The 14734-nt window shown below is 69.5% G+C and carries 13 protein-coding genes; all 13 read left to right on the forward strand.

All coding sequences use genetic code 11. The features are described 5' to 3' along the window. Nucleotides 1-73 precede the first annotated feature (73 nt). The 13 genes from ACGF7Y_RS02295 (at nucleotide 74) to ACGF7Y_RS02355 (ending at nucleotide 14671) form a co-directional block, all read left to right on the forward strand. Complete coding sequence (locus tag ACGF7Y_RS02295; RefSeq protein WP_393228407.1) at nucleotides 74-1708, forward strand: AMP-binding protein; 1635 nt, start codon at nucleotides 74-76, stop codon at nucleotides 1706-1708. After that, nucleotides 1705-3342 carry an AMP-binding protein gene (locus tag ACGF7Y_RS02300; RefSeq protein WP_393228409.1) on the forward strand — a complete coding sequence of 546 codons (1638 nt, stop codon included), beginning with the start codon at nucleotides 1705-1707 and terminating at the stop codon, nucleotides 3340-3342. Before ACGF7Y_RS02295 ends, ACGF7Y_RS02300 begins: the two co-directional genes overlap by 4 nt. A gap of 145 nt (nucleotides 3343-3487) precedes the next feature. Then, complete coding sequence (locus tag ACGF7Y_RS02305; protein WP_393230874.1) at nucleotides 3488-5860, forward strand: Tex family protein; 2373 nt, start codon at nucleotides 3488-3490, stop codon at nucleotides 5858-5860. A 27-nt stretch (nucleotides 5861-5887) separates the two neighbouring features. After that, entirely contained in the window at nucleotides 5888-6805 is a 918-nt protein-coding gene (locus ACGF7Y_RS02310; RefSeq protein WP_393228411.1) for a hypothetical protein, read from the forward strand. Nucleotides 6806-6974: 169 nt separating this feature from the next. Continuing rightward, complete coding sequence (locus ACGF7Y_RS02315) at nucleotides 6975-7268, forward strand: hypothetical protein (protein WP_393228413.1); 294 nt, start codon at nucleotides 6975-6977, stop codon at nucleotides 7266-7268. A 266-nt stretch (nucleotides 7269-7534) separates the two neighbouring features. After that, entirely contained in the window at nucleotides 7535-7876 is a 342-nt protein-coding gene (gene rplS / locus ACGF7Y_RS02320; RefSeq protein WP_040780792.1) for a 50S ribosomal protein L19, read from the forward strand. 77 nt (nucleotides 7877-7953) lie between these two features. Continuing rightward, on the forward strand, nucleotides 7954-8736 hold the full coding sequence (gene lepB, locus ACGF7Y_RS02325) for a signal peptidase I (RefSeq protein WP_393228415.1): 783 nt from the start codon (nucleotides 7954-7956) through the stop codon (nucleotides 8734-8736). A 23-nt stretch (nucleotides 8737-8759) separates the two neighbouring features. Beyond that, entirely contained in the window at nucleotides 8760-9569 is an 810-nt protein-coding gene (locus tag ACGF7Y_RS02330) for a ribonuclease HII (protein ID WP_393228417.1), read from the forward strand. Nucleotides 9570-9615: 46 nt separating this feature from the next. Then, nucleotides 9616-9921, forward strand: a complete 306-nt coding sequence (locus ACGF7Y_RS02335; RefSeq protein ID WP_011210678.1) for a DUF2469 domain-containing protein — start codon at nucleotides 9616-9618, stop codon at nucleotides 9919-9921. Nucleotides 9922-10022: 101 nt separating this feature from the next. Beyond that, nucleotides 10023-10379, forward strand: a complete 357-nt coding sequence (locus ACGF7Y_RS02340; RefSeq protein WP_393228420.1) for a YraN family protein — start codon at nucleotides 10023-10025, stop codon at nucleotides 10377-10379. After that, nucleotides 10380-11888 carry a YifB family Mg chelatase-like AAA ATPase gene (locus tag ACGF7Y_RS02345; RefSeq protein ID WP_393228422.1) on the forward strand — a complete coding sequence of 503 codons (1509 nt, stop codon included), beginning with the start codon at nucleotides 10380-10382 and terminating at the stop codon, nucleotides 11886-11888. A gap of 623 nt (nucleotides 11889-12511) precedes the next feature. Beyond that, nucleotides 12512-13693: a DNA-processing protein DprA gene (gene dprA, locus ACGF7Y_RS02350; protein WP_393230878.1), complete on the forward strand. Its 1182-nt coding sequence runs from the start codon at nucleotides 12512-12514 to the stop codon at nucleotides 13691-13693. A 54-nt stretch (nucleotides 13694-13747) separates the two neighbouring features. Continuing rightward, entirely contained in the window at nucleotides 13748-14671 is a 924-nt protein-coding gene (locus tag ACGF7Y_RS02355) for a tyrosine-type recombinase/integrase (protein WP_393228424.1), read from the forward strand. The last annotated feature ends 63 nt before the right edge of the window (nucleotides 14672-14734 follow it).

The following is a 14734-nucleotide window of genomic DNA, read 5'->3' on the forward strand; positions in this document are numbered from 1 at the left end:
GGGCAGCGGGATGTGACCCACATCCTATTGCACACCCGGGTTGCGCTGGATCACAGAACGAGGAGAACCGAAGATGGGCACCGACCTGAATCAGCGGGTGCGCGAACTGCTGGACTGTTACGACCGCGCCGACGCGTCGGCGGCGGACCTGCTGTGCGATCGGCATCCGGCCGACCGGGTCGCCTTCACGATCGTCGAAGCCGACTTGTCCTCGATCGATCTCACCTACGGCGAACTGCGCGAACGCTCCGCCCGCTTCGCCGCCGCCCTGGCCGAACTGGGTGTCGAACCCGGCCACCGCGTGGCCACGCTGATGGCGAAGTCGGCGGACCTGGTGGTCGCGCTGCTCGGCATCTGGCGCCGCGGCGCGGTGCACGTTCCGCTGTTCACCGCCTTCGCTCCGCCCGCCATCGCCCTGCGGTTGAACGCCGCCCGTGCCACGGTCGTCATCGCCGATGCCGACCAGGCACCGAAGCTGGCGGCCGGGCCGGATCTGCCCGCGGACCCGCCCTGGCGACTCGTCGTCGCCGGAGGGGAGGTTCCTGAGGGAGCCCTGCGGATGGACGCACTGCTCGAGACTCATCCGGCGACCCACCCGAACGCCCGTCCGGTCGCGGTCGGCGGCGACGGCCTGCTGGTCCAGCTGTTCACCAGCGGCACAACGGGCACGCCCAAAGGCGTCCCGATCCCGCTGCGCGCGCTCGCCTCCTTCCACGCGTACCAGGAATTCGCGCTGGACGTCCGGCCCGACGACGTTTTCTGGAACGCCGCCGATCCGGGCTGGGCCTACGGCCTCTACTACGCCATCCTCGGCCCGCTGGCCACCGGCATCCGCAGCATCCTGCTGCACGCGGGTTTCTCCGCCCCGCTCACCTGGCAGGTGCTGGAAACCTTCGACGTCACGAACTTCGCGGCCGCCCCGACCGTCTACCGCGCGCTGCGCGCCGACAGCGCCACGCCTCCGGTGCACTCCCGGCTGCGCCGGGCATCGTCGGCGGGGGAGCCGCTCACACCCGAGGTCGTCGCCTGGTCCGTGGAGCATCTGGGCGTCGCGGTGCGCGATCACTACGGCCAGACCGAGCACGGGATGGTCATCTGCAACGCCTGGCACGAAGACCTCGACGCCGAGACTCCCGCGGGATCGATGGGCCGCTCGTTGCCCGGATGGACCTGCGCCGTGCTCGCCGACGCCGCCGACACCCTCGCGCCCGCAGGTGAACTGGGCCGCGTCGCGATCGACACCGAACACAGCCCGCTGCTGTGGTTCCTCGGCTACCTCGACGCCCCGGAACGCACCGCCCAGCGCTACACCGCCGACGGCCGCTGGTATCTGACCGGCGACGCGGGCTCGCAGGACGCCGACGGCTTCTTCCGTTTCTCGGCCCGCGACGACGACGTGATCATCATGGCGGGCTACCGCATCGGCCCGTTCGAGGTGGAGAGCGTGCTGGTGCTGCACGAGCAGGTCGCGGAAGCGGCCGTGGTCGGCATGCCGGACGAACTGCGCGGCGAAGTGCTCGAGGCGTTCGTCGTGCTGCGCGAGGGCGCCGCGGGCGGCCCGGAGTTGGAAGCCGAATTGCAGAGCCTGGTGAAGAAGAAGTTCGCCGCGCACGCGTATCCGCGCAGGGTCCACTTCGTGCCGAGCCTGCCGAAGACGCCCAGTGGCAAGGTGCAGCGATTCGTGCTGCGGCAGGGGGGTGCCCGATGACGCAGGCGCCCCTGCCCAGTTACGCCTCCGGGGTCTCGGACGTCCCGCTGCTCGGTGACACCATCGGCGGCAATCTCGATCGCACGGTGGCGGCGTTCCCGGACCGGGAAGCGCTGGTGGACCGGCCGACCGGGCGGCGCTGGACCTATCGTGCGCTCGGCGCCGCGGTCGACGCCCTCGCGTGCAGTCTGGCGGGCCGCGGCATCGGCAAGGGCGACCGGGTCGGCATCTGGGCGCCGAACTGCGCGGAATGGTTCATCGTGCAGTACGCCACGGCGAAGATCGGCGCGATCCTGGTCAACATCAATCCGGCGTATCGAACCAGCGAACTGGAGTACGTGCTGCGCCAGGCCGGCGTCCGGATGCTCCTCGCGGCCGAGCGGTTCAAGTCCTCGGATTACGTCGCGATGATCGAGCAGGTCCGGCCGAACTGCCCGGAGCTGGCGCAGGTGCTCCTGTTCGGCACACCCGAGTGGGACGCGCTGGCCCGCACCGAGGTCGACGCCGATCGGCTCGCCACGCTCGGCGCGCTGCTGTCGGCCGATGACCCGATCAACATCCAGTACACCTCGGGCACCACGGGTTTCCCGAAGGGCGCCACGCTCAGCCACCACAACATCCTGAACAACGGCTATTTCGTCGGCGAGCTGTGCGGATACACCGAACACGACCGCATCTGCGTCCCGACTCCCTTCTACCACTGTTTCGGGATGGTCATGGGTAACCTCGCGAGCACGAGCCACGGTGCGGCGGTTGTGATCCCGGCGCCGTCGTTCGATCCGAAGGCGACGCTGGCCGCGGTCGAGGCCGAGCGCTGCACCTCGCTCTACGGCGTGCCGACGATGTTCATCGACATGCTGGCCGAACTGGATTCGGCCACCGTGGAGCTGTCCACGCTGCGCACCGGGATCATGGCGGGCTCACCGTGCCCGGTCGAGGTGATGAAGCGGGTGATCGACCGGATGGGCATGCGCGAGGTGTGCATCTGCTACGGCATGACGGAAACATCCCCGGTCTCCACCCAGACCCGTCGCGACGACGGCATCGACCGGCGCACCGCCACGGTCGGCCGGGTCGGGCCGCATCTGGAGGTCAAGATCGTCGATCCCGCAACGGGTCTCACGGTGCCGCGCGGCGAACCCGGCGAACTGTGCACCCGCGGCTACTCGGTGATGCTCGGGTACTGGAACGATCCGGACAAGACCGCCGAGGCCATCGATGCCGCCCGGTGGATGCACACCGGCGATATCGGCGTGATGGACGACGAGGGCTATCTGGCCGTCACCGGCCGGATCAAGGACATGGTCATCCGCGGCGGCGAGAACGTCTATCCGCGTGAGATCGAGGAATTCCTCTACACCCATCCCGACATCCTGGACGCGCAGGTGATCGGCGTGCCCGATCCGAAGTACGGCGAGGAGCTGATGGCGTGGGTCCGGATGCGCGCGGGCGCACCGCCATTGGACGCCGCGGCCGTGCGCGAGTTCGCCACCGGCAAGCTGGCGCACTTCAAGATTCCCCGCTACGTGCACGTGGTCGAGGAATTCCCGATGACGGTCACCGGCAAGGTCCGCAAGGCCGAAATGCGGGAAATAGCCCGGGCGATCCTCGCGTCGTGGAAGGAGACCCCGTAGAAATCGGCCCGCCGCGCTACCGCAGGCGCGCAGCGGAACGGCCGGGTACCCGCGACCGGCAGAAGACGCGGAGAGGCGGGGTAGCGGTAGTGTCTCCGACGTGACGACAGCGCCCGAGACTGCCAGTGCAGAGTCCACACCCGCCGTGCCACGCTCCGACACCGCGGGCCCAGCCAGCGTGAACCGTCGCATCGCCGAGGAACTCGCGGTGCGCGAGACCCAGGTGCGCGCCGCCGTCGAGTTGCTCGACGCGGGCTCGACGGTGCCGTTCATCGCCCGGTACCGCAAGGAGGTCACCGGCGGGTTGGACGACGCGCAGCTGCGCATGCTCGACGAACGTCTGCATTACCTGCGCGAACTCGACGAGCGCCGGGCCGCGATCCTCGAATCGATCCGCGGCCAGGGCAAACTCGACGACGCCCTGCACCGGCAGATCCTGCTCGCCGAGACCAAGGCCCGGCTCGAGGACATCTACCTGCCGTACAAGCCGAAGCGGCGCACCAAGGCGCAGATCGCGCGCGAGGCCGGGCACGAACCGGTGGCCGACGCCCTGATCGAGGATCCGAACACCGATCCGGCGCAGTACACCGCCGAGCAGCTCGACGGCGCGCGCGCCATCCTGGTGGAACGCTTCGCCGAGGACGCCGACCTGGTCGGCGAGCTGCGCGAACTGATGTGGAACCGTGGGCAGGTCACCTCGACCGTGCGCGCGGGCAAGGAGGAGGCGGGCGCGAAGTTCGCCGACTACTTCGAGTTCAGCGAGCCGTTCGACAAGCTGCCCTCCCACCGCATCCTCGCGCTGCTGCGCGGGGAGAAGGAGGAGGTGCTCACACTGCACCTCGAGCCGGACACCGAGGAGCCGCAGCCGGGCGAGCGCACCATCTACGAGGGTCGCATCGCCGCCCGCTTCGGCATCGCCGACCGCGGCCGCCGCGCCGACTCCTGGCTGCTGGACACCGTGCGCTGGGCGTGGCGTACCAAGTTGCAGGTCAGCCTGGGTATCGACACCAGGATGCGGCTGCGGCAGGCGGCGGAGAAGGACGCGGTCGACGTGTTCGCCGCGAATCTGCGCGATCTGCTGCTCGCCGCCCCCGCGGGCACCCGCACGACCATGGGGCTGGATCCCGGCTACCGCACCGGGGTGAAGGTCGCGGTCGTCGACGCCACCGGCAAGGTGGTCGCCACCGAGGTGATCTACCCGCACAAACCGCAGGGCCAGACCGAGAAGTCGCTGGCGGTGCTCGGCGCGCTGGTCGCCCGCTTCGGCGTGGAGCTCATCGCCATCGGCAACGGCACCGCCTCGCGCGAGACCGACGCCCTCGCCGCCGAGCTGATCTCGCGCATCCCGGAGAACAAGCCCACCAAGATCGTGGTCTCCGAGGCGGGCGCCTCGGTGTACTCCGCTTCCGCGTACGCCTCGCAGGAACTTCCCGACCTGGACGTCTCGCTGCGCGGGGCGGTGTCGATCGCGCGGCGTTTGCAGGACCCGCTGGCCGAACTGGTGAAGATCGATCCGAAGTCCATCGGCGTCGGTCAGTACCAGCACGACGTGTCCGAATCGCTGTTGGCCCGCTCGCTGGGCGCTGTGGTCGAGGACGCGGTGAACGCGGTCGGCGTCGACGTGAACACGGCCTCGGTGCCGCTGCTGTCGCGGGTATCCGGCATCGCCGGTTCGGTGGCGGAAAGCATTGTGGCGCATCGGGACCAGAACGGCCCGTTCCGCAGCAGGACCGCGCTGCTCGACGTCCCGCGCCTGGGGCCGAAGGCGTTCGAACAGTGTGCGGGCTTCCTGCGCATCCGCGGCGGCGACGACCCGCTGGACACCTCCGCGGTGCACCCCGAGGCGTATCCGGTGGTGCGGCGCATCCTGGCATCGACCGGTCGCCCCATCGCGGAGGTCATCGGCAACACCACGGTGCTGCGCTCGCTGCGCGCCGGTGAGTTCACCGACGAGCGCTTCGGCGTCCCCACGGTCACCGACATCATCGCCGAGCTGGAGAAGCCGGGCCGCGACCCGCGTCCGGAATTCAAGACCGCCGAGTTCGCCGCGGGCGTGGAGAAGGTCGCCGACCTGAAACCGGGCATGGTGCTCGAGGGCGTGGTGACGAATGTGGCCGCGTTCGGCGCGTTCGTCGACGTGGGGGTGCACCAGGACGGCCTGGTGCACGTCTCGGCCATGTCGCACAACTTCGTCAAGGACCCGCGCGAAGTGGTCAAGTCCGGCGACGTGGTCAAGGTGAAGGTGCTCGAGGTGGACGTGGCGCGTCAGCGCATCGGGCTGTCCCTGCGCCTGGACGACGAGCCCGGCACACCCGCCAAAGGCGGCGACAACCGGCAGCGCGGCCAGGGCAACCGACCCGCGGGCGGGGAGCAGCGTCAGCGGCAGAATGGCCAGAACAAGCAGCAGGGCCAGAACCGCAATCAAGCACAGGGGCGCGGAGGCAACCAGCGCCGCAACGCCCCCGCGCCGAGCGGCTCGATGGCTGACGCGCTGCGCAGGGCGGGTTTCGGCCAGTAGACCGACGCGCGGGAGGAAGTAGCGGCCATGCGACGGTGGCTCCACGAGGACGTGATCGCCCAAGGGCGGCTGCCGTTGCTGTGCTTCCTGCTCGGATTCATCGTCGGATTCCTGGTCATCCGCGTCAGCGTCCGGCTGATCCGCGCGCGGGTGCGCTGGTGGCCGGGCAATCTGCGGGCCGGCGACACGCACATCCACCACATGGTGTTCGGCGTGATCCTGGTGCTGTCCTCCGGTGTCGGCATGGTCGCCCAGTACCAGAGCGCCGGCATGGCCACCGCGGGCATCCTCGCCGCGCTCTTCGGTGTGGGCGCCGCGCTGGTTCTCGACGAATTCGCGCTGATCTTCTATCTGCGCGACGTGTACTGGGAGAAACAGGGACGCACGTCGGTGGACGCGGTGTTCGTCGCGCTTGCCGTGACCGGATTGCTGCTGCTGGGCTTCCACCCGCTGTGGATGCTGGACATCAACGACTTCCGGCGCGACCCGAGCGTCGAGGTCCGCGCTTTCGTCGTCGTGTTCGCGGTGGTCAACCTCGGCCTCGCCGCGATCGTGATCGCCAAAGGGAAGATTTGGACCGGCCTGTTCGGCATGTTCTTCCTGCCGCTGCTGTTCGTCGGTGCGCTGCGCCTGAGCCGCCCCGGCGCGCCCTGGGCGCGCTGGCGTTACGCCGACCGCAGACGCATGATGTACCGGGCCATCGTCCGGGAACGGCGCTATCGTCGACCGGTCATCCGCGCCAAGATCTTCGTGCAGGATCTGGTCGCGGGGAAACCGGACGTCGAGCACGTCCGCACGGCGGCGGAAGCGGAACTCACACGGACGGTCGTGCCCGCTCCGCCCGCCCCGCACCGGCACCATTCGCTATGGCATTCCGACCATAATTCGCTGCATACGCCCAGCTCGCCGTCCCAGGACGCGATCTCCGGCGAACAGAACCAGTGAGCGGAGCATCTGCCGAGACGACCTGCCGCGTCGCGTCGATGCACGAGGGTCTGCGATCTCCTCGGCTTCCCGGATCTCCTCGGCTTCCCCCCGTCTCCGGGGAGGCGGGCGGGTATCGGATGCCGCCATTCGTGTGGTCCGAGGCTATGCGTATACGTATACTGTGACCGTGTTGGATCCCTTCAGTCTCGCGGTCGGCGCCGGCTTGGTCGGTGTCGGCTGGGCATGTGGCAGGTTCGGGCAGCGGCGGCGAGCCCGGCAGGGAGGAAGCCTTCCCGCGCGCTGCGGTTGCGGTCACGACCTGGCGCTGCACGACCGCTCCACCGGCACTTGTCACGCCGAGATCTCCCGTAAGGGCACGCACGGCCTGCGGGAATGGGTCGGTTGCCAGTGCCGCCGCTACACCGGCCCCACCCCGCTCGAGGAAGTGTTCGCGTCACCGATCCTCCCGCCCGAGTCCTGAACGGGCCGGAGACGCCGCACGGCCGGTCGCCGCGCTGAGTTCACCACCGCCGCGCTGTCTCGCACCCCGCCTGGGCCGTAGCGTGAGAGGGCGCCACCGCGCCGTCGCCCAGGCCGATTTCTTCCGTGGCACGCCGATCTGGCACAATGCTCAGGTTGCCCTGGGTGGTTGTCGACCCGGCGCACCCCCTAATTCGGAGCATGAACCGGCCGAGCACTTCGAGTGCCGCCAGGGTCCTCTGTTCGCGCGAAACCATAAGGATGGAAATGAACACCCTTGACTTCGTCGACGAAAAGTCGCTGCGTAGCGACGTCCCCGAGTTCCGCCCGGGCGACACGCTGAACGTGCACGTGAAGGTCATCGAAGGCTCGAAGGAGCGCATCCAGGTCTTCAAGGGCGTCGTGATCCGCCGCCAGGGTGGTGGCATCCGCGAGACCTTCACGGTGCGCAAGGTGTCGTTCGGTGTCGGCGTGGAGCGCACCTTCCCGGTGCACAGCCCGAACATCGACCACATCGATGTCGTGACTCGCGGTGATGTTCGCCGCGCCAAGCTGTACTACCTGCGCGAGCTGCGCGGCAAGGCCGCCAAGATCAAGGAAAAGCGCTGAGCTAGCTTCTCGGCACAGCAGATCTTCCTCAGCCCGGCATCGGACCTCGGTTTCGCTGCCGGGCTAATCTGTTCGGCGTGGCAGACGAAAGTGGGTCGGTGTCGGTGTCCGAGTCGGGCGACGAGAATTCGCGGGTAGGTCGCGCCAAGCGGCGACCGAAGAACAAGCAGCGGCCGTTCTGGCAGGAATTGCCGATCCTCATCGTGATCGCCGCGGTGATCGCCGCGTTGATGGTCACGTTCGTCGGTCGGCCGTACGTGATTCCCTCGGAGTCGATGGAAACCACGTTGCACGGCTGCGCCGGTTGCACCGGTGACCGCATCTATGTGCAGAAGCTGAGCTACTACTGGGGTGATCCGCAGCCGGGCGACGTGGTCGTGTTCGTCGGCCCGCCCTCGTGGAACACCACCTACAAGTCGATCCGCTCGGACAACGCCGCCGTCCGTGGCGTGCAGAACTTCTTCTCGTTCTTCGGCCTGGTGCCGCCGGACGAGAACGATCTGGTGAAGCGCGTGATCGCGGTCGGCGGCCAGACCGTGCAGTGCTGTGACGCGCAGGGCCGGGTCATCGTGGACGGCAAGCCCCTGGACGAGCCGTATGCCCGCTACCTCGCCCCGTACGTGCCGGGCCAGCCCTACGGCCCCGGGGGAGGACGCGAATTCAAGCCCGTGAAAGTGCCCGAGGGGCATCTGTGGGTGATGGGCGACAACCGTAACCAGTCCGCCGACTCCCGCGCCCATATCACCGACGAACTGCAGGGCACCATCCCCGTGGAGAACGTGCGCGGCAAGGCGGTGTTCAAGATCTGGCCGCCCGGCCGGATCGGACCGGTGCGTGCGGAGAATCCGCAGGAGAACTGACCGCTCGGACGCAGGATAATTGGATGGTGGGGCAAGGTCGAGTGCCGGTGGGTAACGGTTGGCCGCCGCGTGTGGTGATGCGCAGGGCCGGAGGTTTGCGCACGCTCGAGGCGGCTTTGATTCGCAGTGGCCTCGGCCCTGTCGCCGGCGTCGACGAAGCGGGGCGCGGTCCGTGCGCGGGACCGCTGGTGGTGGCGGCATGCCTGCTCGCTCCGAAGGCATATGACAAGCTGGCCGGCCTCGACGACTCCAAGAAGCTCACCGAGGCCACCCGGGAAGAGCTGTATCCGGTGATCGTCCGGCTGGCGCTGGCCTACCGGGTGGTCGTCATCCCGGCCTGGGAGATCGACTCGATCGGCATCCACGTCGCCAATATCGAGGGCATGCGCCGCGCCGTGGCCGGGCTCGGGCGCACGCCTGGCTACGTGCTCACCGATGGATTCCGGGTACCCGGCATCCCCGTGCCCTCGCTGCCGGTGATCGGGGGCGACGGTGCGGCGGCCTGCATCGCGGCGGCCAGCATTCTGGCCAAGGTCACCAGGGACCGCCTCATGGTCGAGCTGGACCAGCGATTCCCCGGCTACGGCTTTGCCGCCCACAAGGGCTACAACACGCCCGAGCACACCGCCGCATTGCACCGCCTCGGACCCAGCAGCGAGCACCGCCGCTCCTGGCGCAATGTGCGCGAAGCCGCCGGGCTGCGGCCGGTCGCGACGGCGGCCGACGTCGCGGACGCCGTACTGGCCGAAGGACTGGACGAAGCCCTGTCAGAGCAGTTTCCGAACGAGCGTACGGCTGGCCGAGTGGCTACCGACGCAGCGCATGCGCGATGATGTGACCATACGACGCGATGCGGCGAGAAGGAGGACGTCCCACCCGATGAGTGCCGAGGACCTCGAGAAGTACGAAACCGAGATGGAGCTCTCGCTGTATCGCGAGTACAAGGACATCGTCGGTCAGTTTTCGTACGTGGTGGAGACCGAGCGCCGCTTCTACCTCGCCAACTCCGTGGAGCTGCGGCCGCAGAACGCGGATGGCGAGGTGTACTTCGAGGTGCGGATGAGCGACGCGTGGGTGTGGGACATGTACCGCCCGGCCCGCTTCGTCAAGCACGTCCGGGTCATCACCTTCAAGGACGTCAACATCGAGGAGCTGGAGAAGCCGGACCTGCGGCTGCCCGAGTGAGCAAACCGGCAGTTCTGCACAGCGACTCGGTTATCAACAGGTTTTCCGATTCCCCAGGTCGGCGGCGCTGAGCTGATTCGGTCCCCGCGCACGCTGGCCGGGTGACGGACAAACAGGCGCTCGGCGCGCACGGGGAGGAACTGGCGGCAGAGTTTCTGCGCGCCGCGGGGATGGAGATCGTCGCCAGGAACTGGCGTTGCCGATACGGCGAACTCGATCTCATCGCCAAAGACGGGGATGTGACCGCGTTCATCGAGGTCAAAACGCGTTCGGGTCTGGGTTACGGCACTCCTGCGGAGTCGGTCACCTTCGCCAAGCGGCAACGGATCCGACGGCTGGCCCTGCTGTGGCTGGCCGAGCAGGACGGACCGTGGCGGCGCATCCGGTTCGACGTGGTGTCGGTGCTGGCGCAGCGTGGTCGGACACCGGTCATCGATCATCTCGAGGCGGTGTTCTGAATGGCCCTCGGCCGGGCGCATTCGGTCGCGGTCACCGGCGTGGACGGCCTGCTCGTCGAAATCGAAGCCGATATCGGCCAGGGCCTTCCCTCGGTCCATCTGGTAGGGCTCCCCGACACCGCGTTGCAGGAATCGCGCGACCGGGTCCGCTCCGCGGTGGCGAACTCCGGGGAGAAGTGGCCCGACGGCCGGGTGGTGCTCGCGTTGTCGCCCGCGACCTTGCCGAAACTGGGCAGCGTCTACGACCTGGCACTCGCGGTCGCCGTGCTGGACGCGTCCGGTTCGGTCCCCTCCGAACGGCTCGCGAAGACGGTGCTGCTCGGCGAACTCGCGCTGGACGGGCGGGTGCGGCGAGTGCGCGGCATCCTGCCCGCCGTGCTCGCGGCGCGTAAGGCAGGCTGGTCGACCGTCGTGGTGCCCGCGGTGACCATGGCCGAGGCCGGACTGGTCGAGGGCATCGAGGTCCTCGGAGCGCGCAGTTTGCGCGGCGTGGTGGCGTGGCTGCGCGGGGAGGGCGCGCTCGACGAGCCGGACGGTGACCTGCCGGATACGGTGCGGCAGGGCGGCGATCTCAGCGAGGTGGTGGGGCAGGACGAAGCCCGCTGGGCCTTGGAGGTCGCCGCGGCGGGCGGGCACCACTTGCTGCTCACCGGACCGCCGGGTATCGGCAAAACCATGCTGGCGCAACGTCTTCCGAGCCTGCTACCGCCACTCACGGAGACCGAGGCGCTGGAGGTGACCGCGATCCACTCCATGGCGGGCACGCTCGCCGGTGATCACCCGTTGATCACCGCGCCACCGTTCGTCGCCCCGCACCACTCGACCTCGGTGACCGCGATGATCGGCGGTGGTTCGGGGACCGCCCGCCCCGGCGCGGTCAGCCGGGCCCACCGCGGCGTGCTGTTCCTCGACGAATGCGCCGAACTCGGCACGAAGGTGCTGGAGGCGATGCGGACGCCACTGGAGGAAGGGGAAGTCCGCATCGCCCGGCGCGACGGTGTGGCCCGCTACCCCGCCCGCTTCCAGCTCGTGCTGGCGGCCAACCCCTGTCCATGCGCCCCCGCCCGCGACGTCGACTGCATCTGCGCGCCCCTGGCTCGCCGCCGCTACCTCGGCAAACTGTCCGGGCCGCTGATGGATCGGATCGACATCTGGGTGCGGATGCACGGGCAGTCCGGCGCGGCGTTCGGTACCGACGCGGCCGAGAGCAGCGAGGTCGTTCGCGCCCGAGTCACCTCGGCGCGCCACGGCGCCGCCGAGCGCTGGCGTGAGTACGGATGGCTCACCAACGCCGAGGTCCCCGGTCACATCCTGCGTCAGCGGTTCCGTCTACCGCGCGAATCGCTCGCTCCCGTCGAGGCCGCGCTGCGTCTCGGCCGCATGTCCGCGCGCGGTGCCGACCGGGCCATCCGTGTCGCCTGGACCATCTGCGATCTGCGCGGCGGCGATCTGCCCTCGGCGCAGGACGTTCTAGCCGCATTGAACTTTCGTCAGCGGGGGTCGCAATGAGCGCGCGGGAGCCGACCGCGGGCACGGCGGCGGAGGTGTTTGCGGCGGCGGATATATCTGCCGCAGTGGGCGCGCCTGTGGTGGCGGATGTGCCAGCAGCGCGGGACTCGCCTCCAGTGGTGGGCGCGCCCCAGACGGAGCACGTGGCTGTGGCGGTCGACGCGCGCACGGATGCGAGTGTGCCTAGGGCAGCGGATGTCCCCGTGGTGGCGAAGTTAATCGGGGTGGGTGTGCCGGGGGTTGCAATCGTGGAGGGGGCAACGGATGTCCCGGTGGCGGCGCCTGCGGCCGGGGCGATCGACGTTCGCGCGGCTGTGAGTGCGCGTGCGGCGGTGAACGAGCCCACGGTGCTCGATGTGCCCGGTGCATCCGGTGCGCCCGGGGCGAATGGGCGCGCGGCGGCAAACCGGGCTGGGTTTGACGAAGTGCCCACGGCCTTGAGTGCGCCCACGGCCGCGGGCGTGCCTGTGGCGGCGGGTGTGCCTGTGGCGGCGGGTGTGCCTGTGGCGGCGAGTGCGGCTGTGGCCGAGAGTGGGCCCACGGTTGCGGCGGTGCCTGCGGTAGTGGACGTGACGGGGCTCGTAAGTGTGCCCGGGACAGAGGATGCGCTTGCGGTGGCGAATGTGCCTGAAGTCGTCGCGCCCGCGTGCGGGTCGAAATCCGTGGCCGGTGAATCCGATACTCGGAGGCTCGCGTGGGTGTACCTGTCGCGGGTGGTGCAGGGGCCGTGCGCGCCGCTGTCGGCGCTCATCGAGTCGGTGGGGGTGGTCGAGGCGGCGCGGGCCGTTCGGGAGTGCGTGCTACCCGAACCGCTGCGCGGGCCGACGGCGCAGCGGCGCGATGTCGACGTGGCGGCGCGGGATCTGGAGGCCATCGACCGGATCGGCGGGCGTGTGGTGACGCCGGACGATCCGGAATGGCCCGCTTGGCGCATGCTCGGTCTCGCGCAGCTCGAGCCGGGACGGGATCGGGACGGCGCCGTGCCACTGGTGCTGTGGGTGCGCGGCCCGCGCTCTCTGCTGGAGTCCAGCGAGCGCGCTGTGGCGGTGGTGGGTGCGCGGTGCAGCACCGGGTACGGCAACCGGGTGACGGGGGAGATCGCGGGCGACCTCGCCTCGCAAGGATGGACCATTGTCTCCGGGGCGGCGTTCGGGATAGACGCCATGGCGCACCGGGCGGCGCTGGCGGTGGAAGGTCACACGATCGCGGTGCTGGCCTGCGGCATCGACCGGCCTTATCCGGCGCAGCACGCGCGCCTGCTGGCCGACATCGCCGAATCCGGCTTGGTGATCAGCGAATACCCGCCCGGTGTCACCGCGCAGAAACACCAATTCCTCGCCCGGAACCGCTTGATCGCCGCCTTGGCCGATGGCGTGCTCGTCGTCGAGGCCGGGCTGCGCAGCGGCGCGCGCAACACCGTCAAATGGGCACGCCGTCTCGGCCGTCCCGCCATGGCCGTGCCAGGCCCGGTGACCTCGGCCGCTTCGGTGGGCTGCCACCGCATGATCCGCGACGGTGAAGCCCTCCTGGTGACCAGGGCCGAGGAAGTCGCCGACGAGGCGGGGCCGTTGCGGCTGTCGATTCCCGGGGCGGGGGCAGGCGGCAATCCGGAGGACCAGTTGACCGAAGACGAGGCCTCGGTCTTCGCCACGCTGCCGAGAATCGGTGCGCGATTGCCACTGGAGGTATCCCGGCAGTGCGGATTGCCACTTCCGGTGGTGCGTGCGACGTTGTCCGCTCTCGAATTGGCGGGACTGGCGACCAGTGACGAAAGCGGTTGGCACCGAACGGCGCGTCGCCGATGAACGCGATCGGCGCGGTCGCTTGCCATCCGGACCGCGGGTCGGGACGGTGGAAGCATGGAGGAACTGCCCGAAGATCTGGAAGCGCTGCTGCTCGAGTACGGCAGGCATCTGCGGCTCGGGCGCAACCGGTCGGAGCACACCGTACGCGCCTACCTGGGGGACGCCCGGTCCCTGCTGGAGCATCTGTACACACGGTCGGCCGATTCGGCGATCCGCGAGCTGGACCTGCTGTTGCTGCGTTCATGGCTGGCGCAGCAAGCGGCGGCGGGCGCGGCGCGAACGACCGTGGCCCGAAGGGCGTCGTCGGCGCGCACGTTCACCGCCTGGCTCACCCGGACCGGACGGTTGCCCGCCGATCCGGGGCTGCGGTTGGGTTCGCCGAAGGCGCATCGCGTGCTTCCCGCCGTACTCGGCAGGCAACAGGCGCTGGGTGCCATGGACGCCGCGGAATCCGGTGCCGCGCAGCGCGATCCGATGGCCTTGCGAGATCGGGCGATCGTGGAATTGCTGTATGCCACCGGCATCCGGGTCAGCGAACTGTGCGGACTGGACATCGAGGACGTGGACCGCGAGCGGCGGGTGGTGCGGGTGCTCGGCAAAGGCAACAAAGAGCGATCCGCGCCGTTCGGGACGCCCGCCGACGAGGCGGTCGGCAATTGGCTGCGCTATGGCCGCCCCGATTTCGCCACCGCCGCGTCCGGCCGGGCGCTGCTGCTCGGCCGCCGCGGCAGGCGTCTGGATCAGCGCCAGGCCAGAACCGTTGTGCACGAAGTGGTCTCGGCCATCCCCGGCGCACCGGACCTCGGGCCGCACGGTCTGCGGCACACCGCCGCGACCCACCTCCTCGAAGGCGGGGCGGACCTGCGTGTGGTCCAGGAACTCCTCGGCCACGCCAGCATGGCCACCACTCAGCTCTACACCCACGTCTCCATCGAGCGGCTCAAGAAAGTGCACGACCAAGCCCACCCCCGGGCTTGACGGCGCGGTCGCGATGGCCGGGATGCCGCGCACCCGGCCGGGGTACTCCGTCCCCGGCACGGG

The sequence above is a fragment of the Nocardia sp. NPDC047654 genome, assembly GCF_043205035.1.
Taxonomy (GTDB): Bacteria; Actinomycetota; Actinomycetes; order Mycobacteriales; family Mycobacteriaceae; genus Nocardia.